Origin of the sequence: Nitratireductor sp. GZWM139 (assembly GCF_030068685.1) — a bacterium.
Classification (GTDB): Bacteria; Pseudomonadota; Alphaproteobacteria; order Rhizobiales; family Rhizobiaceae; genus Nitratireductor; species Nitratireductor aquimarinus.
This window is the reverse complement of record NZ_JAMQML010000020.1, coordinates 49325-70234: the sequence shown is the minus strand read 5'-3', so window position 1 is coordinate 70234 and position 20910 is coordinate 49325. Positions and strand designations below refer to the sequence as shown.

19 protein-coding genes and 4 pseudogenes are annotated in these 20910 nt (G+C 55.8%); 7 read left to right on the top strand and 16 right to left on the bottom strand.

Annotated elements, in window-relative coordinates; translation table 11 throughout:
- Positions 1-2: 2 nt before the first annotated feature.
- Complete coding sequence (wecB, locus tag NDI72_RS19850; RefSeq protein WP_283801561.1) at positions 3-1130, bottom strand: non-hydrolyzing UDP-N-acetylglucosamine 2-epimerase; 1128 nt, start codon at positions 1128-1130, stop codon at positions 3-5.
- A gap of 88 nt (positions 1131-1218) precedes the next feature.
- Between wecB and NDI72_RS22140 the strand changes: the two genes are divergently transcribed.
- The 7 genes and pseudogenes from NDI72_RS22140 to NDI72_RS19810 all read left to right on the top strand — a co-directional run bounded on the left by NDI72_RS22140 (position 1219) and on the right by NDI72_RS19810 (position 5793).
- Positions 1219-1671 (top strand): integrase core domain-containing protein, encoded by a 453-nt coding sequence (locus tag NDI72_RS22140; RefSeq protein WP_502888434.1) that lies wholly within the window; start codon positions 1219-1221, stop codon positions 1669-1671.
- Between the two features lie 386 nt (positions 1672-2057).
- Positions 2058-2363: pseudogene (locus tag NDI72_RS19835) on the top strand (IS3 family transposase); the annotation flags it as partial.
- Positions 2364-2465: 102 nt separating this feature from the next.
- A complete protein-coding gene (locus NDI72_RS19830) occupies positions 2466-2657 on the top strand; it encodes a transposase (RefSeq protein WP_283801568.1) in 192 nt (63 codons plus the stop codon).
- Positions 2629-3063 (top strand): annotated as a pseudogene (locus tag NDI72_RS19825) (group II intron maturase-specific domain-containing protein); the annotation flags it as partial. The gene NDI72_RS19830 and the pseudogene NDI72_RS19825, both read left to right, overlap by 29 nt.
- Positions 3064-3099: 36 nt before the next feature.
- Positions 3100-3489 (top strand): annotated as a pseudogene (locus NDI72_RS19820) (DDE-type integrase/transposase/recombinase); the annotation flags it as partial.
- A gap of 91 nt (positions 3490-3580) precedes the next feature.
- Positions 3581-3700: an integrase core domain-containing protein gene (locus NDI72_RS22135; RefSeq protein ID WP_502888433.1), complete on the top strand. Its 120-nt coding sequence runs from the start codon at positions 3581-3583 to the stop codon at positions 3698-3700.
- A 113-nt stretch (positions 3701-3813) separates the two neighbouring features.
- Positions 3814-5793, top strand: a complete 1980-nt coding sequence (locus NDI72_RS19810) for a heparinase II/III domain-containing protein (protein ID WP_283801557.1) — start codon at positions 3814-3816, stop codon at positions 5791-5793.
- A 216-nt stretch (positions 5794-6009) separates the two neighbouring features.
- On the opposite strand, the gene NDI72_RS19805 is transcribed toward NDI72_RS19810, so the two are convergent.
- The 15 genes and pseudogenes from NDI72_RS19805 to NDI72_RS19735 all read right to left on the bottom strand — a co-directional run bounded on the left by NDI72_RS19805 (position 6010) and on the right by NDI72_RS19735 (position 20909).
- Positions 6010-7755, bottom strand: coding sequence for a glycosyltransferase family 4 protein (locus tag NDI72_RS19805; RefSeq protein WP_283801555.1), 1746 nt, complete (start codon positions 7753-7755; stop codon positions 6010-6012).
- Positions 7756-8068: 313 nt separating this feature from the next.
- Positions 8069-9286 carry a glycosyltransferase family 4 protein gene (locus tag NDI72_RS19800; RefSeq protein WP_283801567.1) on the bottom strand — a complete coding sequence of 406 codons (1218 nt, stop codon included), beginning with the start codon at positions 9284-9286 and terminating at the stop codon, positions 8069-8071.
- A gap of 16 nt (positions 9287-9302) precedes the next feature.
- The gene (locus NDI72_RS19795; RefSeq protein WP_283801553.1) at positions 9303-10514 is read right to left on the bottom strand and encodes a glycosyltransferase; all 1212 of its coding nucleotides are present in this window, start codon (positions 10512-10514) and stop codon (positions 9303-9305) included.
- Positions 10515-10802: 288 nt separating this feature from the next.
- Positions 10803-11147 carry a DUF6634 family protein gene (locus NDI72_RS19790; RefSeq protein WP_283801552.1) on the bottom strand — a complete coding sequence of 115 codons (345 nt, stop codon included), beginning with the start codon at positions 11145-11147 and terminating at the stop codon, positions 10803-10805.
- A 268-nt stretch (positions 11148-11415) separates the two neighbouring features.
- Positions 11416-12450 (bottom strand): hypothetical protein, encoded by a 1035-nt coding sequence (locus NDI72_RS19785; protein WP_283801550.1) that lies wholly within the window; start codon positions 12448-12450, stop codon positions 11416-11418.
- Positions 12451-12620: 170 nt separating this feature from the next.
- Positions 12621-12962 (bottom strand): hypothetical protein, encoded by a 342-nt coding sequence (locus tag NDI72_RS19780; RefSeq protein WP_283801548.1) that lies wholly within the window; start codon positions 12960-12962, stop codon positions 12621-12623.
- A gap of 771 nt (positions 12963-13733) precedes the next feature.
- Complete coding sequence (locus NDI72_RS19775; protein ID WP_283801546.1) at positions 13734-14078, bottom strand: hypothetical protein; 345 nt, start codon at positions 14076-14078, stop codon at positions 13734-13736.
- A gap of 956 nt (positions 14079-15034) precedes the next feature.
- Positions 15035-15604: pseudogene (locus tag NDI72_RS19770) on the bottom strand (IS5 family transposase); the annotation flags it as partial.
- A 12-nt stretch (positions 15605-15616) separates the two neighbouring features.
- Complete coding sequence (locus NDI72_RS19765) at positions 15617-15793, bottom strand: transposase (protein WP_283801544.1); 177 nt, start codon at positions 15791-15793, stop codon at positions 15617-15619.
- A 237-nt stretch (positions 15794-16030) separates the two neighbouring features.
- Entirely contained in the window at positions 16031-16834 is an 804-nt protein-coding gene (locus tag NDI72_RS19760) for an SDR family NAD(P)-dependent oxidoreductase (RefSeq protein WP_245447471.1), read from the bottom strand.
- Positions 16831-17673: a fumarylacetoacetate hydrolase family protein gene (locus tag NDI72_RS19755; RefSeq protein ID WP_283801542.1), complete on the bottom strand. Its 843-nt coding sequence runs from the start codon at positions 17671-17673 to the stop codon at positions 16831-16833. The genes NDI72_RS19760 and NDI72_RS19755 overlap by 4 nt, the downstream gene beginning before the upstream one ends.
- Before the next feature lie 76 nt (positions 17674-17749).
- Positions 17750-18592: an IclR family transcriptional regulator gene (locus NDI72_RS19750; RefSeq protein WP_283801540.1), complete on the bottom strand. Its 843-nt coding sequence runs from the start codon at positions 18590-18592 to the stop codon at positions 17750-17752.
- A gap of 9 nt (positions 18593-18601) precedes the next feature.
- Complete coding sequence (locus tag NDI72_RS19745) at positions 18602-19885, bottom strand: TRAP transporter large permease (RefSeq protein WP_283801539.1); 1284 nt, start codon at positions 19883-19885, stop codon at positions 18602-18604.
- Position 19886: 1 nt separating this feature from the next.
- Positions 19887-20411: a TRAP transporter small permease gene (locus NDI72_RS19740; RefSeq protein WP_206544764.1), complete on the bottom strand. Its 525-nt coding sequence runs from the start codon at positions 20409-20411 to the stop codon at positions 19887-19889.
- A gap of 69 nt (positions 20412-20480) precedes the next feature.
- On the bottom strand, positions 20481-20909 hold the full coding sequence (locus NDI72_RS19735; protein ID WP_113154384.1) for a cupin domain-containing protein: 429 nt from the start codon (positions 20907-20909) through the stop codon (positions 20481-20483).
- Between the last annotated feature and the right edge of the window lies 1 nt (position 20910).

The following is a 20910-nucleotide window of genomic DNA, read 5'->3' as shown; positions in this document are numbered from 1 at the left end:
TATCAAGCCTTCTTGAATGCTAACAATGCTGACAGGATGCGCTCGCAAGCCTTGCCGTCACCATAAGGATTATGAGCAAAGCTCATACGGTCGTAAGTATCTTTGCTGGAAAGAAGCGCAGCGATTTCGGCAGCAATCTTGCCGGCATCCGTTCCCACCAACCTCACCGTACCCGCTTCTACCGCTTCGGGACGTTCGGTAGTGTCGCGCATGACAAGAACCGGCTTTCCTAAGGAGGGAGCCTCTTCCTGAACACCACCCGAATCCGTCACAACCATATGCGAACGGTCAATGAGGTGGACAAACGGCAGATAATCGAGCGGTTCGATGAGATGTATACGGTCATTCCCGCCAAGAAGACGACGCACCGGCTCTTGCACGTTGGGATTGAGATGCACAGGATAAACGATTTCGACGTCAGAAAAACGTGAAACGGTCTCTACCAAGGCCGTACAAATTCGCTCAAAACCGCCACCGAAACTTTCGCGACGATGGCCGGTTACCAGGATCAGCCGCCTGCTTTCATCCAGAAATGAAAACTGCTCGCGGAAACGCTTCTGCATCGAAGCATCTCCTCCAAGCACACCAACCACATGGAAGAGTGAATCAATAACAGTATTGCCGGTAACGTGTACACGCATTGGGTCAATACCCTCACGCAACAGATTTTTCTTTGCTGTTTCGGTCGGGGCGAAATGCAGCTCTGCTAAAGCGCCGGTTAGTTTGCGATTGGCCTCCTCAGGCCACGGAGAATAGATATCTCCCGTGCGCAGCCCCGCCTCGACATGCCCCACCGGGATACGCTGATAATATGCAGCCAAGCTTGCCGCAAAAGTTGTGGCGGTGTCACCGTGAACAAGAACGATATCGGGCTGAAATTCCCTCAACACCTCACGCATCCCGACGACTATTTTCGCTGTGACATCGGTCAGATCCTGACCGGGCTGCATGACATCCAGATCAAACGTGGGAGATAGGCCGAAGAGCTCCAGCGCCTGATCGAGCATTTGCCGATGCTGCGCAGTTATGCAGAACTTCGCCTCAAAACGTCCATCCTGATCCAGAGCGAGAATCAGAGGTGCCATCTTGATCGCCTCAGGCCGCGTTCCGACTACCGACAACACTTTCATCAAATACGAACCCCGTGATTCAGCATGACCCTAGCTTCACTCGACTGGAAAGAAGGTTGAGTCCATCAGACTATTTCGTGTCATATGCGTGCAACAGGTGGTTTGCAAGGTTCTTCATGCTCTCATTGTGCTGTGCACTGAGCCCGAAGTTTGGAGCGCCGGTCAACCACTGGTAGCTGCCCTTGCGGTGGCCCGCGAAAAGATGAAGGATTGGCGTGGATACTACAATGCGGATCGGCGTCATTCGGGGATCGGGTACAACGTTCCGACTGCACTACATAATCCCGGTAACATGCCCAGATCGTCACCGAGATCTTACCAGATAACTTTATTGGCGTTGCTCACGCCGTGCCACCGGCAACGATTGCCAACCGGAACGCCGTTCTCACCCTGCATCAAAATTGCCAGGATCTGGTTTTCCGTAGATCTTGATTTTTTCATCTCGTTCTCCAAGCGCATCAAAGGCCCGGGAAGCCCAATTTCAACCCAATGGTTTTGGGGACGATTACCCCTGCGCCTCCAAAAATCGGGGAGCATGTAAAAATGAGCTCCCCACCCCCTGTCTGATTGAGATGTGGCACTGTGGCCTTGCGGAGGGAGCCAGTCCCCCGCTTTGTCATCAACCTGAACAGTTGCTTGGGTCTCAGGTCACGCATGACATGGACAGGAGCCTTTCAGCATGCCACAGATCATCGTCGGCTGCGATCTTTCCCGTGCCTTCATCGACTTTGCCAGAATGCCGGACGGGCAATTTCGGGGATCCAAAACACCAAATCCGGCATCATGGAATGGATAGAAACACTCGACCCTACCGCTGTCATCGTCTTCGAGGCGACCAGCGGATGCCATAGCATTCTCATGGATGCTCTCGCGGCACGACATATCAACTATGCCCGCGTCAATCCAAGGCAGGCAAGGGAGTTCGCACGCGCGTCCTTTTACTACGAGCTGAAGGGCGAGACCGAGCAGAACCTCGGCCTGATGCGGCAGATCGACGACCAGTTCCTGGAGACGCCGTCCTTTGGTGTCCGGCAGATGACCTGGCACCTGCGGAACGACGGGCACCTCGTGAACGAGAAGCGGATACGCCGGCTGATGCACCTCATGGGGCTGATGCCAATTTACCAGAAGCCCAACACGAGCAGACAGGCGAAGGGGCACAAGGCCCATCCCTACCTGCTGAGACGTCTGCGGGTTGATCGCCCGAACCAGGTCTGGTGTTCGGACTTCACCTCTAGCGCTCGTGGACAAAGGCTGACTGCGGAAACTGGTTTTGATTCAAGGCTTCCTTTTGGAGGCCGCTTTGGGCGAGCGGATTGGTTTGACAGACGAAAAATGGGCGCTGATCGGGCGTTGTTACCCACTGAACGAGGGCGGGGCTGCCGTCCGGCTCAGGATAACCGGCGCTATTTCGAGGGCATGATGTGGATGGCTCGCACGGGCGCACAATGGCAACACCTGCCCGATGAATACGGCAAGTGGAACAGCGTCTTTCGCCGTTACCGAGACCCTTTCCGGCAATCATGATGTCGGCAAGGTCGACATGGTGGATCGCCTGAACCGTCAACTGGCGGGATGGGCGGCCTTCTACAAGTTCACCGACTTCACAGCACGCACCTTCCGGCGCATTGACCATGTCGTGTTCTGGAAACTGGCGCACTGGCTGGCGCGAAAATATCGGTCACGCATCAAGCCTTTGATGCGGAGCTGGTATCGAATGCCGGAGCCAGGCAAGGCAAAGACCTGGCTTGTCTATGGAACGAGTGAACGCGGAGACCGCGTCGGCAAGGCGATGCGCCGGATGGTATCCAGCCCAAAGGCGCAGTTCCGGTGGCGGAATCCGGAGAACAATCCATACATTCTCCGGAGCGAAACTCGCAGCACCGTTACCTCACGCTACCATGATGTTGCTATGGCCATGGGCCAAGCTTGAATGGAGAGCCGTATGCGCTGAAAGGTGCACGTACGGTCCGGAGGATGGCTCTACGTTGCGGCCGTGGTCGATTTGTTCTCCCGACATGTCGTCGGCTGGGCCATGAAGGCGGATATGACGGCACAACTCGTCACCGACGCGCTCATCATGGCGATCTGAAGGAGAGGCAAGCCCGACAGCCTACTGCACTATAGCGACCAGGGAAGCCAATACACCAGCGAGCAGTTCCAGCGCCTGATGGCCGACAACGTCATCACCTGTTCGATGAGCCGGTCGGGCAACGTCTAGGACAATGCGGCAATGGAGAGCTTCTTCTCGTCGCTCAAGACCGAGCGGACAGCCCGCAAGGTCTGCAGGACAAGAGATGACGCTAGCGCGGATGTGTTCGATTATTTTGCATGGACGGACAGGCTACGGCGGATGAGCGTAGGCATCTCGATGGACGGCAAGGGGCGGTTCCTCTACAATAGCTTCGTCGAGCGGCTTTGGCGCACCCTCAAATACGAGTGCGTTTTTTTTGCACGCCTGGGAAACCGGCTCACAGACCAGGGACGGTGTCCGAAAATGGATGGATTTTTATAACCGGAAACGCCCGCACTCTGCCCTTGGCGGCAAGCCGCCTGCCGTGGTCTATTAGCAGCGCAACGAACAAAACCAACCCGATTGGCAGGTGCAGAGAGTAACGTAATTACGCCAGATCCTGTCCAACGTACGGCGAGTAGCTCAAAACTTCAATGGATATGCCGCAAAATGAAACCTGTCGAGCAGCGTTTAAGTATGTTTTCGCCGGATGCTGAAGCTGTCTACTTTTCCGACGAAGCGTCGGCAAGCTTCTTTTCTCGATTGATCGCGACGCACCCACTACGTCCGTTCGAACAATTGGATGAGTGTCCAAATGTGTCAGGACCTACCCTTACTAGGAAGGTTGGAAAACGGATCAAAGAAGGATGGAGCTGTGGTGGCATCAGCAATGTGCAACTATCCCCACCATTTCCCTGGGATAAGCACGGTCGATCCTTCTCATTCCACATTCATAGCTGGGACCAATTATCAATAATTATATCAAAATACGAAGAAAAAAAAGAATTTGATTTGTTAAAGGTATGCATTGAAACTTGCAATGACTGGATAGATAGGTTTCAGAAACCTCTTTTTATCGAATGCAATATAGAAACGGCCATAGATAAAGCCGTAAACATGAATGATACTATGGCCTGGCACGACATGGCAGTGGGAAAAAGGGCGCAAATATTCTCTTATTTGGCTGATGTTATCCTTAGGTCCGCAGAAATACACGATTCAGATAAGTCAGTCTATCTTAAAACACTCGTCTTTCACCATGAAGTATTATCTCGTGATGACGTTTTCTCTCCCCACAATAATCAGGGCTTTCACCAAGCGATTGGCCAATTGGCGAGTGCTAAGCGTTTTTCTATGCTTCCTGGTTTCTCTGCATACATAGAAAAAGCAAAATATCGCTTAGAGGAAATGCTCAGGAAGAGCTTCTTTACCTCTGGTCCGCACAAGGAGCATTCGCCTGCCTACCATAGCATGGTGTTAGGCAGGCTGCTCAGAGCGCGAGAAGCTGGACTTCTAAGTCGCAGTGACCTCGAAAATACGCTAACTCGTGCCGAAGAGGCATTGGGATGGATGATCCAGCCAGACGGCTCCCTCGTACCTTTCGGTGACACGTCACCTAAGGCCAAAGTTTACACGCCCCAGCAATTGAAACACTTTCGTCATGCTGGATTGAAAAAACTACTAATGAGAGATGGCGAAAAGGACAACATTCCTTTAGGGCTTAAATTATACAAAGATGCGGGCTATGTATTCGCGCGCGAACGAAATGAAAATAATTCAGATAAATTCTCTTATCTTTCTCAACTTTCCGCATTTCATTCCCGAGCACATAAGCATGCTGACCATCTAACCTTCGTCTGGCATGATCGCGGTGTCAATATTTTCACCGATCCTGGTAAATATGGATATGTTACAAAAACAAAATTCGGAGACGACCTGTCAAATCAGGGTTTTTACTACTCAGATCCACGTCGTATTTATGTTGAGAAGACTCGTTCGCACAACTGTGTCGAAATTGACGGAAAAGATCACCAGAGGAAAGGTGTTAGACCCTTTGGTTCCGCTTTGCATTTCGCGGATACGATTGCGGGACTGTGGGTCACTCTGTCCGAAATTCGGCATCCAATACAGGTCCGGCACTTTCGACTTCTAGTGTGCAATCCTGGGCATTTCATACTAGTGGCGGACTGGTTAAAGGATGGAAATGAGAAGCCTCATGATTTCCGACAGTGGTTTCAGCTAGCACCAGGATGGAACGTAATTCTCACTGCAAACAATACCATTTCTGCACGCAATGACGTTGGCCGCCTTGGTCTTGCCGGAGCGGCATTGGCCGAAGGCAGCCTTGGAAAACCTATACAAGGACAGACGGAACCTGAGATTCAAGGGTGGGTTTCTGATGACAATCTTTCTCTAGTGCCTGCGACATCGCTCTACTGGGAAAACGCAGGGAAGCCGGCGAGCACATTTGCGACAATTTTTAGCCTTTCAAAAAAAATTAAAATTCAATGCTCATCGATAAGCAGAAGCTTTACATCTCTTTCCGCGAAATGGACTGACGACCTTGGAGAGAACGATCTAAAAATCCGCAGAGACCCTAGAACAAACGAAGTGACCGCTTCTTTCAATACTAACGCACTCTCCCAGTAAAGAGCTACTCCCCGATCGTTGGACAGGATCTGGCGTAAAATAAGCTACTCGCTGAACCTGCTGATCGGATTGGTTGATATTGACTGACCTGCCCCCCCTAGCTCCCTCCAGTTTTCGGGGATCAGAGCAATCAGAGCACACAGTTTCGTTGGACCCTTATCTCGGTGTCCACGAAACCGGCAGCTGGCCACGGTCCGAATTTCGGGAAGTAGTTCATTATCGTTCGCCCCCCACATTGTCGCCCTGAAGGGCTAGAGTTTGCAGCGTCCCCAGGATCTTCCTCGCTGAAGCAGTCCAAGTGCGATTTTCTAGGATAAAAGCTCGCGCAGCACTCCCCAACCTCGCTCGCTTTTCATGATTTTCAATCAGATCTGCCAACGCTTCGGACAACGATAGCACACTCCCCCTCTCATAGATCACCCCGGTTCTTTCGTGTTGCACCGCTTCCGACACTGCCAAAATGTCCGGAACGACTATCGCCTTTCCCATTGCCATTGCTTCTACAGGCTTCAGTGGTGAAACCAGTTCGCACACACGAACCGGCTTTCGCGGCAAGGGCGCAATGTCTATCAAGGAATAGTAATCCGCGACCTCATCATGAGGTACGCGTCCTGGCATGATTAGCCAGTCTGCAATGCCTACGTCGCACGCGATTGAGTATAGTTCACGGGTAAGAGCATGCTTCGAGTTAGCCCCCCCTTTGCCCCCTCCCACCAAAAGCAGTCTGAAGGACAGACCGCGGGATCTTAGCATGCCGCAAGCCTCAATGAGATCATCAAGCCCTTCATAATCCACGAAACTACCAACATACCCAATCACCAGAACGTCATCGGGTATGCCCAACGTCTCAGACAAGACATTATTGCGGGCCACCAACGGGAATTCCACTTCTTCCACAGAATTGGGAAAAAGTGAAACTTTATCTGCTCTCGCTCCGCGACTGACTAACTCAGCCCTCATAGAATTGTTGAGCGTTAATACGTGATCCGCTTCTGATGAAACGCGGGATTCTAACGCCATTTGAGCTTTATAATTCAGCGTTTTTTCGTACTCTGGCTCTCGCGATACTCTGGTTATCTCCCAAAAACCTCTAACTTCATAGACAAAGGGTACGCAACAGCGGCGAGCGGCAATTAAAGCCGGGAGTGCGGTTCGATGGTTTGACGCCGCAATTACCAATTCCGGTTGATGGGTTCGGATCACGTTTTCCCACGCATCGGCTGCAAGCAAGTAGTAGTCATGGGTTCCCGGATCCTTCAATGTCGGATTCTTGATCCGGTAGTAACGAATTCCGTCCACCTCATCCCAATCGCCAACTGTTGGGCTTTGCACTGCGTTCAAATCATACGGATATCCAGCGCGCGTAACTGCTAAAACATCAAAACCGGCAGATTCTAAACCTCTAATTACCCCTTTACTGCGCATCGAGTAACCGTTTGAATAGTGAGGCAAGCTGTTGTTAATAGCATAGAGAATTCGACCGCGCCTCTTCGAGGACGGAGCTCCAGAATCGAAGGGGATATTTGAGATTGATCTCAAATATAAATCGCTCTTCTTAATTGATCTAATTATTTGACTAGAAGACCTCCTTCCATCATATGATAATTCATTTATAATCCTTTTCATTAAATTTTCGCCTTCAGAAAGAAAGCCATTCTCCACCAGATCTGTTACTAATTGACTCTTTATTTTGTAACTTACATCGCGTTCCATTACTGCATTTGCAATGGATGGGATTGCAATGTCTCCCTTAGGAAGAAGATTGATCGCCTCAATCAGCGGATCGCCATAAATCTCCTTTTTACTTCCATTTTTCAGCAGAGGGCTTGAGTCGTGAATATTTCTCTGACTGTTCAGCCTACGCCAAGCCCATCTTTTAAGCCGACGAGGCACCATATTCTGAACAATTTTCGGAGATTTACGCCAAACAGACCTAACCTCATCGAAGTCAACATACATCATAATCGCATCCCAAATTCGCCACAAAGCCGATAGACAATGTCATACCGAAAAATTAACCATTATTTATCAACTTTTTTTATCTCCTCCACACCCCGCTCTCTGAGCAATCATTAACTAAATTTTTCTTTATTTCCAATAAATCCCACCTCATCAAAACCTTCGGCAAATGATCTCCCTACCGAGCAAATTCGCCCCCTGCACGATAAGCTTTTTCCCATCATATTCCGGCGTATTGCCACTAACGTCAGCACGCATGACGGGCCGTAGTCCCACGATTGCTTGTTGTTGTGGAGAGCTTGGCGAGAGAAGACGCTCAATATGTTACCGCATTAAGCCCGTTTGCGAGCCTTTCCGCTAGAACCTCGTAAGAGTAATGTGCCGAGACGTAATGTCTTGCGGATTTTCCCATCGCCCCCCGCTGCACCGATGGCATGGTGGCAAGCCGTAAAATGGCATCGGCGAGGATACGCGGATTCCCTGGCTCCACTGAGAGGCCGCCGCCCGATTCCTGGACCGGATCGTTCGCCGCGCGGCAAGCGAAGATCGTTGGCCGCCCAGCTGCCATGAAATCGAACAGCTTTCGCGGGCTGATACCATATTGGAACATGGGCGCGTCGATCAGGTTGAAGATGAAGCCATCCGCTTCCGCCGCAAGCGCCGGTATCGCACTCTTCGGTACAGGCGGTTCAAATAGGACGTTGGTTGCCCCGGTCTGGCGCGCGAGCGCCTCCAGCATCGGCTTCTGGGGGCCATCACCCACCATGCGTAAGCTGACATGCGCCCCCTGCGGCGACGCCCGGACAAGGCTCATTGCGCGGATGATATTGTCTAGCCCGTTCGCGCCTCCATGTGCCCCGAAATACATGAGCGTGAAATCGTCTTTTTCAGGGGCAGGGCTCCACTCGGGCCATTCATCCAGATCTATCCCGTTGGAGAGCCAAAGCACTTTCCCCTGATCGATCCCAAGCCCGTCGATATAGTTTCCGGCATTGGGCCAAAGGACGACGATCTTCGCAGCCGAGTTGTAGAGCTGTTTTTCAAGCCAGCGCATGAAATGTGCAACAGGGCTGTTTTCCTTGAGACGCCCCATCTCGATCAGCGCCTGGGGCCATAGATCCCGAACTTCGAACACGAAGGGCACATTGTGCCGCCTTGCGAGCCGCAAAGCGGCCCAGGCAGCAAACGGATGAATACTCGAACCAATGATGACATCCGGACGCTCCAGCCCGGCAAGATTTTCCGGCACCAGCGCGCGGGCACAGAAGGTGAGCATGTTTCGGATACGGTCGAGTCCGTTTCCCGAATAGGGAGGCGTCTTCAGCCAGAGAAACGGTATGCCTTCATGCACTTCAAGCCGCACCTTTTCTGAGTGGCCCAGCCGTTGCCTGCCGGTCAGATGTTCGGTGCTGGCCCCGACGATGAAGCTCCTCCATCCCTGGCCAAGAAGATGCTTGGCGAGCGAATAATGGCGTCCGCCTCCCGCACCTCCGGGCTCCTCCGCATAATGATTGACGATCCAGACGGTTTTCATCGGCAAGAAACGACCATCATTTCCTGAAGACGCCCTCATAGAGGGAAACGAGCTTCATCTCCTGCTCTTCCCAATTCATGGTTTTGGCGGCCTGAACCGCATTGGCTGCGCAGCTGGCGCGCAGGTCCGGATTATCAACAAGCGTGCGGATTGCCTGGACCAGTGCTTCCGTATCCCCCGGAGCAACAGTAATGCCGAATTCGTACCTGTTTACGATAGCGCGTATTTCCGGCATGCCGGAAGCGACTACGGCGAGACCCGCCATCATGTATTCGAACAGCTTGTTCGAATCCGTCGTCAAGTGATTGAGGCAGGTGTTTTCGATGGGCTGAACACCGATATCCGCAGAAGCTGTGTAACTAGGCAGATCGTCCAAGCTGACCGTCTGTATGAAACGGACGCGGTCGCTGAGCCCCGCATCTACGGCCTTTTGTTCAAGCGACTGGGCGAGCCTGCCGCCACCTATGAAGACAAAATAGGCTTGCTCGATCATGCCGGCTACGTCGACGAGGCGAGCAAGGCCGCGGCCTTGCTGCAAGCCACCCTGATAGAGGACGATAGGCCAGGGCATCTGCAGTTCGAGCTCACGCCGCAGCCTGTCGCCGCGCTTTTCGATGAGGAGCCGCGGCCGGTTCTGCAGCACCACGGGCCGCGGAATGCGATAGGCCCTCGCAAAAAACTTCGCGCGCGCATCGGTGGTTGTGATGGTGGCGGCAGCGCGCGGCATCAGTTTCTTCTCGACCCAGCCGACCAGCGAGCGGAGCCTTGCGTAGCCCTCCCTGTCCGTACTGATTTCATGGGCATCGTAGACGAGGGGAGTGCGGGTGAATACCGAGGCGAGCCATGCAGTGGGCAAGGTGTTGACGTCGTGGCTGTGTATCGCGCCTGGGCGCGAGGCGATCATGCGGAAGAGAAGCACGCAATGGGTCAGGGAGCGGGTGACGATGCGCAGGGCCTGGCCCACGGGTCCCTTATTTGCCTGCTTGGGAGAAACGAATCCGGTTTGTTTTTGTGGATTCGCGGGGCTACGGAAAAGCCACAACGGGCTTCTGAGGACCCGCGTCACCTTGATGCCCGATGCCAGGGTTTCGCTGGCCTTGGTCACTCCGGGCGTGTGGAGTGCGAAAACGGTGACCTCATGGCCAGCGGCCTGCAATGTCTGGGCTTCTTTTAGAACGCGCGCATCGTTCCTGAAGTCGTTCCAGACAATCATGGAAATGCGGGCCATTCAGGTCTCCGGTTCTGGACGTCGCAAAGGGCCCCAAAGCAGCAAGGCACATGCTCGTAAAAGACCGCATCCGACGGTCGTGACAATGAATGGGTGCGGTAATTCCAAGCTCAAGTATTCGTGCGCTGACGTTGATTTGCACTGAATAATCCAAGAGACGAGGTGGGCTTTCAAGGCGAGAACGCAATTTAGAATCTGAGCCCCCCTATCCCACGGGAGGCAAACCGTTGTCAATTTCCGCCTCTGATGCTTGAAGTGCCTCGTTTTTTCTGACTGTTTGGGGTCGGCCTAGCTGTGTAGCTTCAAGAGGTTATCCTCGTTCAAGCCGAGGCGATACCATCTCGACGTCGTGCGTGCCCAAGCCTGGTCGGCCGATACGAGTTGTAGATCGGACGTGATGATCGATCGGTCTTTGCCCACCAGTCGGGGATGCCCTGTCGACAGGCCAGTCAGGCACAGCACTGGCCGGCACGTAAGTGCCCACTGTTCCAGAATGGGTGCTCCTTCCGGAAGCGCCTTTTGCATTTTTTGCTGCTGCACCGCCTCCATGTCAGCGACGAGCGCTTTGAACCGCTGGAGTTGAAGTCCGAAACGCTCATCCCTACTCGTTTCATTCCAGTCAAAAACCAACATCGGCTTTCCATTCTTTCCTGTCTTGTTTGTCCACTCGGCAAAGCGCGGCAGCTCCCCAGGGACCAACCTGAACCGCCTCGCTGTCAAAGATTGCATGCACGTACTGCTTCCGTGCGATACCATCTGGACCGAGATCGCCTGGGCTCGCAGAGAGTGCTCCCATTCCCCGTCAACGANCGCTGTCAAAGATTGCATGCACGTACTGCTTCCGTGCGATACCATCTGGACCGAGATCGCCTGGGCTCGCAGAGAGTGCTCCCATTCCCCGTCAACGAGTTCTTCGAGAAGCAATACCAACAGCAAAAGCGGGCGAATGAGACGATGTGGTTGCATGAGCACCCGCAGGCTCATCCGAGTTTCCGCCTATGTATTCGAATATCCCCTCCTGATCTCCGACCTGATCGACTGCTTGCGGGTTGAGCTCTTCACCTTGCTCTTCATTTCCAGGCGTCGGTCCCATTTTTTTCTCAAACCCAGCCTGCGGTTTCTCGCCCGACCGCCCTTTGTGTCGCTGTCCCATGATCGTTTTACAGTGTTTCTGCAGGATGGCGCGCATCTTCGCGCCATAAAGCTCACGAAGGTTCCTGATCGCACGACCCGCACCATCGATACGCAAAAGCCAGTCAAGATCGCCAAGGCCAAGTATGCCTTCGGCCTCACTACGGGTGTCCCCCGCCGCATCGATGATGGCGATGCTCGCACGTGATACGGATGGAACATCGTATTTGCGCTCTAGCACTTCCCGGAGGGCCAGTGCGCTTGCCATCATCCTGCTGCGCAGGGTGACGATCGCGCTTGGGCTGTAGGAGGAGACGGTTCGTTTGATATCGAAGAGCAGTGCATACTGCTGCGCACGGTCGACCACCAGTAGATCAGGACGGTAGTATTCACGTGTGACGACCTCCGCATCGCGCCTGATCATCGATGCCCTCGCCCAGTCATCGCGAAGGAACAGAACTTTCGCGGCTTGGTGCACTGGCAACGGCCGCTCAAGATTGATGAGGCTGAGCTCGGGGGTCTTGCCAACAACAAGAGCTATGGCCCTTTTGAGAAGGGCCCCTTCAAGGCTCGTTGCCGAGCGGACCGCAGCCAGCAGTTCCTCGTAGCCTTCGAACGTGGGATCGCGTTTTGCCGGACATGCCTCGACCTGCGCAATCGTATCTGAGACGATGCGCTCAAAGTCAGAACGCAGCTCTTCCAGATTGGTCGTTGCGGCAGATGAGGTTTCCACCCCGCCCATCATCGGAGCGTCGGAATCTGGTCGAGAAAGCCCCCTTCCCGACTGGCGACTAGTTGTAATCATGAAATCTCCTTGAACAACGGCAGCAAGCAGCGGATATCAAGCCCGCTACGGCGGTCTCAATGTTGGCTGTGCTGAGATTTTTGGGTGCGCAGATCAGCGGTGAACGTCCCCGTCCGTTCAGGGACGAGGTCAGTTCAGCGCCAGCTCAAAGCAAACGAAGGAAGGGGCTGCTATGCCGCGAGGCAGTAGGCGCTGATCCGTTCCGCTTCGTTGGCATCATCGATGTCATCAAGTGCAATCGCTTCGCGGAGCAGCATCTCACGGCAAAAAGCAAGCTTCTCTTCTGCTTGGTGCAGACGCGCCTCAGCAGCTTCAAGCTCAGCAGCGAGGGCGGCAATCAGGGCCGCCGCACTGGGCCCATAAGATGCACGGCCGAAAAGCTCGATGGCATCGTCGCTACAGACCGTTCGACCCTCGTCCGCCCAGAGCGACATCATGCTGTCATCATGAAGCTGGGGGTTCCGATACACAGTGGCTTCATTCGCCAGTTCAAAGGAAATAAAGTCTTTCATAGCCCAAGGCCTTCTATCAGGTTGCGGGTCAGGCCTCCGTCGGTGTTGCTGCACCTTCGGAGGCCGCTTTCGTAGATGTGTTCCCCGAAAGCAAGAGCATCCTGGCACATCCTGGATTGCCACGGAGCCCCTAAAATGATCATGAATGCTTTTTCTTGCGATCGTATGGTTAACCTGCGGTTCTTCTGAAGAAAGATAACGACTTCATCTTGCAACGCATTCTGTCGCGTCGCCAAAGTTTCGCTGGGCCATCAGAGAGCATCAGTCTGGGTTTCCTGCTGCACGTCGCCCCACATCAAACGCCGTTTGGGCGCGTAACGCTTTTCGTGCATTCAGAATCGCTTGCTCGCACATTTGAATCGGATAGGCAGAAACTGGAATCGGAATACCGCAAATTATTCCAAATCAGTTCGAGTTTGATCAACGTGTCAGCACGTTCATTCAATTTGGCGCGGCGTTGAAAACCCGGGTACAGACGCCAAAGGGAAATGTCGGAGAATTGCCACGGGGTTCAGTCGCAGCAGAGTGCCTGCACATGTGGACACGATCATGACTACGCTTTCTGCTACCCGCTTTGGTAATCTCTCACCAGGCCATGGCCTCTTTTCAGGCTAGGTCAACAGAAACGGCTGCAGATAAGCGATTCATCGGCAAACGTCGTTTCAGGGAGTAACGGGGGGAGAACCGAACATTTGAGATTGCAGATCGATTGAGGATGCCATCAATCCGGTATCGAAACCGCGCAGACGAAACGGAAAGCCGCCTCTCTAATCAAGCGTCGGCATCAGCTTCATCAGCACCGAGATCATCATTCTTTGAAAGGTGGCGCTTCTGTTGGAAAGACCACCCCGACTGGTATTTGTCGACCAGGGCATCCCATACGATCTCCGTCTCCCTCTCATCGAATCCTTGGACAACCAGCGCTGTAACAATTTGATGTTGAAGCTCTTCAAGCCGCTCCCTCCGCTCCATGCTCAGGTTCTTCGTGATGGCAAAATGGAGCAGGGTCCTGGCTATGTCGTCTCGGGAGGGTTTCCGCCGGCTCCTGCTGGCAGCCCGCAGGGCCCGTTGGCGATCACGCTGTCTCGCCAGGCGCTCTTTTCTGGACTGAGCCATCTCCCCTCCTCTACCCGTCTTTTTTTCACCTCTCTAGCAAACGGCGTTTGAAAAGGTAACGCCTTTCCGCAATTCAGAATCGTTGGTGTCGAGTTTTGAATCGCCTTGCATAAAATTTGAATCGGACGACCACAAATCATCACGATTTAAGTCAGGTTGAACTGAGGTGCCGGGGACGCAATTCGATTTTTAGGGGCGCACTCACGCTCCAATTATGTGGCTTGATTAATGCCCCTTGACTGCATCACGAAAGTGCTCCACAAAACTGGCACACAGAGAGCCGATCGGCGCTGCTAACCCCTTGGATTTCCAAGAGGGCCTTTGATGCTTGTGCAAGCTGGCTTAGAATCCAGGTTCTGCAGCCAATCTTCTTCCCAAACTTGCAGACACTGTAATCTCGCACGATTTTGCGCGATATTTCCGTGGCTTGAGTGCGATCTCTACACACTGAGACTGCCTTTCCAACCCAAATCACGGGCTGAATCGCACGCAGTCTCACCAGACAGGTATGACGTTTAAAGTTTGTAGGTGGGAGGCATAATGTGGTCACTACCATGGCCAGCGCACAAAGCTGGCGAATGTCCGACTTGGCTCAGTTTCCTAAGTAAGTTGTGCAGTTAAAGCAGAGGGATGATCAAACGGCTTTGCGCCGACCAATCGAACGGCTGAACAATTCGCCCTCCGGTAAAGTTTTCCCAGGCAGCGCCATCATTCACGGTGTCGCCCCGCCTGACCACAAAATAACCGCGACATGCCCGGGCAATGTTGCCGATCAGAACCTGATCGAGGGCCTTTTAATCGGCACGCGCGATAGCCAGCGCAGTTGCAATACCTCCACTGCAGAACTGCGAAGCCGCTCTTTAGCGGCTGCAACAAAGGTTCTCGGCAGAGGCTTCGGCCGACACAGCGCAGCGCCCCCCCGTCGCTCAAGTCTCCCAGCACTTATCGGCCTCTATTTAGCGCTCGTAGACGAAGGGTATCCATAGCTTGACTGCGGCGATGGCAACGAAGCCGATGGAGGGTTCTCTGGTCTTGTCGTAACGGGTCGCGACGCGCCGCCAGTTCTTGTGTCTCTTGAAGAGGCGCTTGATCTGATTTCGCCACTTGTATTTGACTTTGTCGTGCGGGCTGGGTCCGCGCCGATTGCTTTTCGCCGGAATGACGACCTCGATGTCGGCATCGGCGATCTCCTCGCGAATGGCATCGGCATCATAGCCCTTATCCGCGAGGAATACCTCGGTCCGGTCAGCGATCATTCGAAACAGAGGCGCGCAGCCCTGAATGTCGTGCGTGTTCCCGGATGTCAGCACAAAGCCGGGCGGGCGGCCTTTGGCGTCGCATCGGGCATGGAGTTTGGTGGGGAAGCCGCCGCGCGATCGGCCAAGCGCTTCGGCCTCCTGTGTCCTCTTTTTTCTACCGACCGCACAATGATGTGCTCGGACAATGGTGCTGTCGATCATGTCGGCGTTTCGATCCCGCTCGACCAGTTCGGCAAGGGATTCGAGCAGCACCTCGAACACGCCGCCCTTGACCCATCGTCAGTAACGGCGAAAGATGCTGTTCCACTTGCCGTATTCATTGGACAGATGTCGCCATTGCGCGCCCGCGCCGGCCATCCACATCATGCCCTCGAAATAGCGCTGTCCTGCGCCGGACGGCAGCCCCCGTTCAGCGGGTAGAAGCGGCCCGATCAGCACCCACTCTTCGTCCGTCAACCCAATACGTTCGCCCAGAGGCTGGATGATGCTCCCCTACCCGTTCCTTCTGCTGGTTTCCCCTGGAGCCAATTGTCACAATAGCGCCAAACCGGTGTAGCGTCATAACTGGCCACATTCACTTGGGAAAAGGACAATCCAGAACCGCCGACGTTACAGGCAACGACTCCCAGCAATCGGTTGACCGCATGGCCCGGCCTGCCTGACCAATTCTGGCCCGCATCCGGCCACAAGACTTCAGCCCCGCAAAATGCCGGTATCAACGCCGACCCGCCGATAGGCCGCGCCGGCGACGAAGCCGCCATCGATCAGGAAATCCTCGCCTGTCACGAACCGCGAGGCGTCCGAGGCGAGATAGAGCACGAGCTGCGCAACCTCCTCCGCCTCACCGGAGCGCCCGGCAGGGGTCAGGTCGATCATCGGGCGCAGATGCGGTGACTCGCGGTTCAGTCCCGTCACGATCAGGCCGGGGCAGACCGCATTCACGCGAATGCCATCTGCGGAAAACTCGTTCGCCGCCGACCGTGTCAGGCCGCGAAGCCCCCATTTGCTGGCCGTGTAGGCCGGATCCGCATGGCCGGAGAATGCGGAATTGGAGGAGATGTTGATGATGCTGCCACCGCCGCCCTCTACCATCAGGGGAGCTGCGGCGCGGATGCCGAGAAAGGCGCCCGTCAGGTTCACATCGAGAAGCCTGCGCCAGGCTTCGGGCTCCGTCGACGCGATTAGCGTGCGATTGATGATCCCCGCATTGTTGACGAGGATATCGAGCCTGCCAGCCCAGTCGCGCATCGCTGCGACCGTATTTCCCCAGGCTTCCGCATCGGTCACGTCCAGCTGACGAAAGCACGCGCGCTCGCCGAGCTCTGCCGCCAGCGCTGTTCCTTCATCCACAAGCACATCGCAGATCATGACCTGCGCGCCGCACTCGGCCAGAAGGCGCGCTTCCGCCTCCCCCTGACCGCGCGCGCCCCCGGTGACGATTGCCGCCTTGCCGGAGAGATCCGTCATCTGCGCCCGCCATTCGGCAGCCGTGCTCACGCCTGCACCATCGTCTGACGCTGCTCACCGAGACCGGAAATGCCAAGCCGCACGACCTGCCCTTCCCTCAGGAAGGTTGGCGGCTTCATGCCGAGGCCGACGCCGGGCGGCGTGCCCGACGAGATGACATCGCCCGGCTCCAGCGTCATGAACTGGGAGAGATAGCTGACGAGTTCCGCCACACCGAAAATCATCGTGCTGGTGTTGCCGGTCTGCCGCCGCTCGCCATCGACATCCAGCCACATGTCGAGATCCTGCACATTGGCAATCTCGTCCCGCGTCACAAGCCAGGGGCCAATCGGGCCAAACGTGTCGTGGCTCTTGCCCTTCGTCCACTGCCCGCCTCGTTCCGACTGGAAACGGCGCTCGGACAGGTCATTGATGAGACAGAAACCGGCGACATGATCCATCGCCTCGGCTTCGGAAATGTATTTCGCGCGCGAGCCGATCACCACACCCATCTCGACTTCCCAGTCGGTGCGATCCGAGCCACGCGGAATTTCGACATCGTCATTGGGTCCGCAGATCGCGGAGACGGCCTTGGCAAAGACAACGGGTTCGCTCGGAGGCTCCTTGCCCGTCTCGCGCGCGTGGTCGGCGAAGTTCAGTCCGATGCAGAGAAACTTGCCGACCCGACCGACGCAGGGGCCAATCCGTGGCGAGCCTTCAACAGGCGGAAGGGAAGCGATATCCAGCGCAGCAATCGCCGCGAGCCCTGCGGGAGAAAGAACATCGCCGGCAATGTCGGGAACATGGTGCGACAGGTCATGGATCTGACCCTCCGCATCGACCAGACCGGGCTTTTCCTGCCCTTTCGGCCCATAGCGCAGCAACTTCATCTGTGTTTCTCCTCCTTGAACGGGTCGGGCTTGAATGGATCGGGCATTTCGTCGGCGATCACGCTGATCGACGAACTCAGCCCCGATAGACGGGAACGCGGCGCGGACGCGCTGCCGCGGTTGGTGCGGTTGCGGCAAACTTGCTGGCGCGCAGAATGCCGTGCTCGATTTCAGACGCGATGTGGCGGATCTCCTGCGCCAGCGCATCACGTTCGAGACTGTTGAAGTGTTCGATGGACAGGACGAAGACGACGCTTCCCAGAACGCGCTCTTCACCGTCGCGGATCGGCGCGGCTATTCCGACGAGACCGTCGACCACCTCGCCCTGGGTGATCGTCACGCCTGCACTGCGGATTTCCGCCATGCGCGCGAGGAATTCTTCGAGCGTTTCGCCAAGACCACTCTCGCGAATGCGCTCGGCGTTCCACGAATGGATGCTCTTCAGCTGCGAAGGCGAGAGATTGGCCAGAATGACCTTCGCCATCGCACCCTTGAAAATCGGCATGGAACGGCCGGGCTTGTAGATCTCCGGGATGCTGTGGTCGGGCCATGCATTGTCCGCGCAGAGCACCTTGTCGCCATAATAGCTGCACAGCATGATGTTCATGCCCATGCAATCGGCATAGTAGCGGATGAGATAACGTGCCGCGCGCAGGAGCGGATCGTTCTCCCGCTTCAGCATTTCCAGCTCGATCACGCGCGAACCGATCACGTAGCTGCCGCCGCTCGCGGGCGTCAGCAGGCCCGACCGCGTCAGCGCCTGCAGATACCGATAGGCGCTTGCACGGGACGAACCCGACAGTTCCGCCGCCTGGGCGACATCGATCATCAGATTGTCTTCGTTGAACCCGTTCAGAACGGACAGCATCTTGTCGAGGCTGTTCATCTTGCCTTCGGTTTCGTCTTCCAACGGAGCCATGACGTGTCCCTAATTTCCAGAAATGAAGTTCGCCGGTACCATAACGATTTCGGGGAACAGGATAAGGAGAACAAGCACGGCAATCTGCGCCAGGATAAACGGTCCCACGCCCTGAATGACCCGCGCAAGCGGTATCCGGGCCACGCCGGCCACGACGTTGAGCACACTGCCGACCGGTGGCGTGAGCAGGCCAACCGCCGCCGCAATCATGAAGATCACCGCGAAATAGACCGGGTCGATTCCTGCCGCCTTGATGGTCGGCATCAGGACGGGAACGAGGATCAGGATGATCGGCACCATGTCCATTGCACAGCCAATCACCACGACCAGCCCCACCACCGCCGCCATCAGAAGGATGGGATTGTCGGCGAAGGGCGCAACCAGCGCCGAAATCTGCGCGGTCAGGCCGGCAATCGTGATCATCCAGCTGGAAACCAGAGCGGCAGCCACGAGGAACATGACCATGGAGGTGGTCTTGGCCGCGCCAAGAAACACGTCGAAGAGCTGGGCGACGCTCAGTTCCCGATAGATCACCATCGAGACAAACAGCGCGTAGACGGCAGCGATCACACCGGCCTCGGTCGGCGTGAAGACGCCAAAACGCAGGCCGACGAGAATGATCACGGGCAGCATCAGCGCCCAGATGCCCGACCACGCTTCTTTCATGACAACCGAGAATGGCACGCGTTCACGCGTCACCGTCTCTTCACGCCGCGACACCAGGAACCAGGTGGCCGTCAGCGCGACCGCCATGACGAGGCCGGGCACGATGCCGGCGATGAAGATGCGCGTGATCGAGATATTGCCCACCACGCCGATCAGAATGAAGCCAATGGACGGCGGAATGACGAGGGCGGAAATGCCCGCCGATGCGATAAGCCCCGCCGAGCGCCCCTGATCGTGCCCCGCCTTCACCATCATCGGCACGAGGATGGCAGCAAGCGCTGCGGCGTCGGCTGCCGCCGAACCCGAAAGACTTGCAAGGATCAGGGCCGCAAGGATTGCCACATAGCCAAGCCCGCCGCGCACATGACCCACGGCTGCAACCGAGAGATTGACGATCCGGCGCGACAGGCCGCCCGCATTCATCACTTCGCCGGCGAGCATGAAGAAGGGAACCGCCATGAGCGGAAAGCTGTCCGCGCCGTTCAAAAGGTTCTGCGCGATCACCTGGGCGTCGAAGAAACCCAGATACCACATCAGCGCGATACCGGTCATGATCAGCGCATAGGCGATGGGCATGCCGATCGCCATGCTGCCGAGCAGGCTGACGAGAAAGACACCAAGCGTCATCTCACTTCACCCCGCTCTGCTGGAGAGCCTGCAGCTCTTCATCGAAGGTCACGACACGGTCGAGCCTGCCGACAACGATCAGATAGAGCCGCCAGACCAGAATGGCGCCGGTCGACACACCAAAGATCAGCCCGACGCCCACGAGGAACGAGATCGGCAATCCGGTCGCCGGCGCATAGGTGTGCATGTTGAGAAGAAACTGCGTGTAGCTGCCGGAGATGATCAGCCATGTGGCAAAGATCATCAGCACATGGGCAAGGCCGAGGCAGATCCTGCGGAGCGGGCGCGGCAGGCTGTTGACCACGAATTCCAGCCCCAGATGGCCATTTTCCCGGAGAACGACAATCGCCCCCAGAAACACCATCCAGACGAAGAGCCAGCGCGAGAACTCCTCGGACTCCGTAATGCCCGAGTTGAAGGCGTAGCGCAGCACCACATTGCCGAAAACCAGCAGAACCATGCCCGCAAGGCAAACCACAATCAGTATTTTCAGCAGTCTGAAATAGGCTTCGATCACCTTGGACATTGGTCCTCCCCCTCCAGGATCATGAATGTCACGCGCGCCCCTCTTTCCGGGGGCGCTGCGCTTGGTCGCTTATGCGGGGCGACGATAGCCTTCCAGATCGCTGTCGGGAACGTCTGGCAGGTTGACCACGATATTGTCCGGCGTCCGGCAGGTCAGCCAGACCAGCTCCTCGGTCGTGCTCATGTTCACTTCCACATGCGGCATGTGCGGCGGCACGAACACGAAGTCGCCGGGCATCATGTCCACATAGTCGCGGTAACCCTCGCCGAAATAGATGCGGCCGTGGCCGGAGAGAACGTAGCCGCCCGTCTCTGCTTCGCCATGATGGTGCGGCGGCGAGCGAAAGCCCGGTTCGTTGGAAACCTGACCGAACCAGATCTTGGTCGCCGGCGTGTGCTGCGGGCTGACTCCCGAGCGGCGGACGCAATCGCCGGACTGGCCGGTCTTGTCGCTCAGCTCATTGGCGCGGGTAACGACGGGGACAACGGGTCCACTCATC

Bases quoted from the DNA above. Each gene is read 5' to 3' on its own strand.
- wecB (WP_283801561.1), bottom strand. From the start codon at position 1,130: ATGAAAGTGTTGTCGGTAGTCGGAACGCGGCCTGAGGCGATCAAGATG.
- NDI72_RS19830 (WP_283801568.1), top strand. From the start codon at position 2,466: ATGGGCGCTGATCGGGCGTTGTTACCCACTGAACGAGGGCGGGGCTGC.
- NDI72_RS19810 (WP_283801557.1), top strand. From the start codon at position 3,814: ATGAAACCTGTCGAGCAGCGTTTAAGTATGTTTTCGCCGGATGCTGAA.
- NDI72_RS19805 (WP_283801555.1), bottom strand. From the start codon at position 7,755: ATGATGTATGTTGACTTCGATGAGGTTAGGTCTGTTTGGCGTAAATCT.
- NDI72_RS19800 (WP_283801567.1), bottom strand. From the start codon at position 9,286: ATGAAAACCGTCTGGATCGTCAATCATTATGCGGAGGAGCCCGGAGGT.
- NDI72_RS19795 (WP_283801553.1), bottom strand. From the start codon at position 10,514: ATGGCCCGCATTTCCATGATTGTCTGGAACGACTTCAGGAACGATGCG.
- NDI72_RS19790 (WP_283801552.1), bottom strand. From the start codon at position 11,147: ATGTTGGTTTTTGACTGGAATGAAACGAGTAGGGATGAGCGTTTCGGA.
- NDI72_RS19785 (WP_283801550.1), bottom strand. From the start codon at position 12,450: ATGATTACAACTAGTCGCCAGTCGGGAAGGGGGCTTTCTCGACCAGAT.
- NDI72_RS19780 (WP_283801548.1), bottom strand. From the start codon at position 12,962: ATGAAAGACTTTATTTCCTTTGAACTGGCGAATGAAGCCACTGTGTAT.
- NDI72_RS19775 (WP_283801546.1), bottom strand. From the start codon at position 14,078: ATGGCTCAGTCCAGAAAAGAGCGCCTGGCGAGACAGCGTGATCGCCAA.
- NDI72_RS19755 (WP_283801542.1), bottom strand. From the start codon at position 17,673: ATGAAGTTGCTGCGCTATGGGCCGAAAGGGCAGGAAAAGCCCGGTCTG.
- NDI72_RS19750 (WP_283801540.1), bottom strand. From the start codon at position 18,592: ATGGCTCCGTTGGAAGACGAAACCGAAGGCAAGATGAACAGCCTCGAC.
- NDI72_RS19745 (WP_283801539.1), bottom strand. From the start codon at position 19,885: ATGACGCTTGGTGTCTTTCTCGTCAGCCTGCTCGGCAGCATGGCGATC.
- NDI72_RS19740 (WP_206544764.1), bottom strand. From the start codon at position 20,411: ATGTCCAAGGTGATCGAAGCCTATTTCAGACTGCTGAAAATACTGATT.
- NDI72_RS19735 (WP_113154384.1), bottom strand. From the start codon at position 20,909: ATGAGTGGACCCGTTGTCCCCGTCGTTACCCGCGCCAATGAGCTGAGC.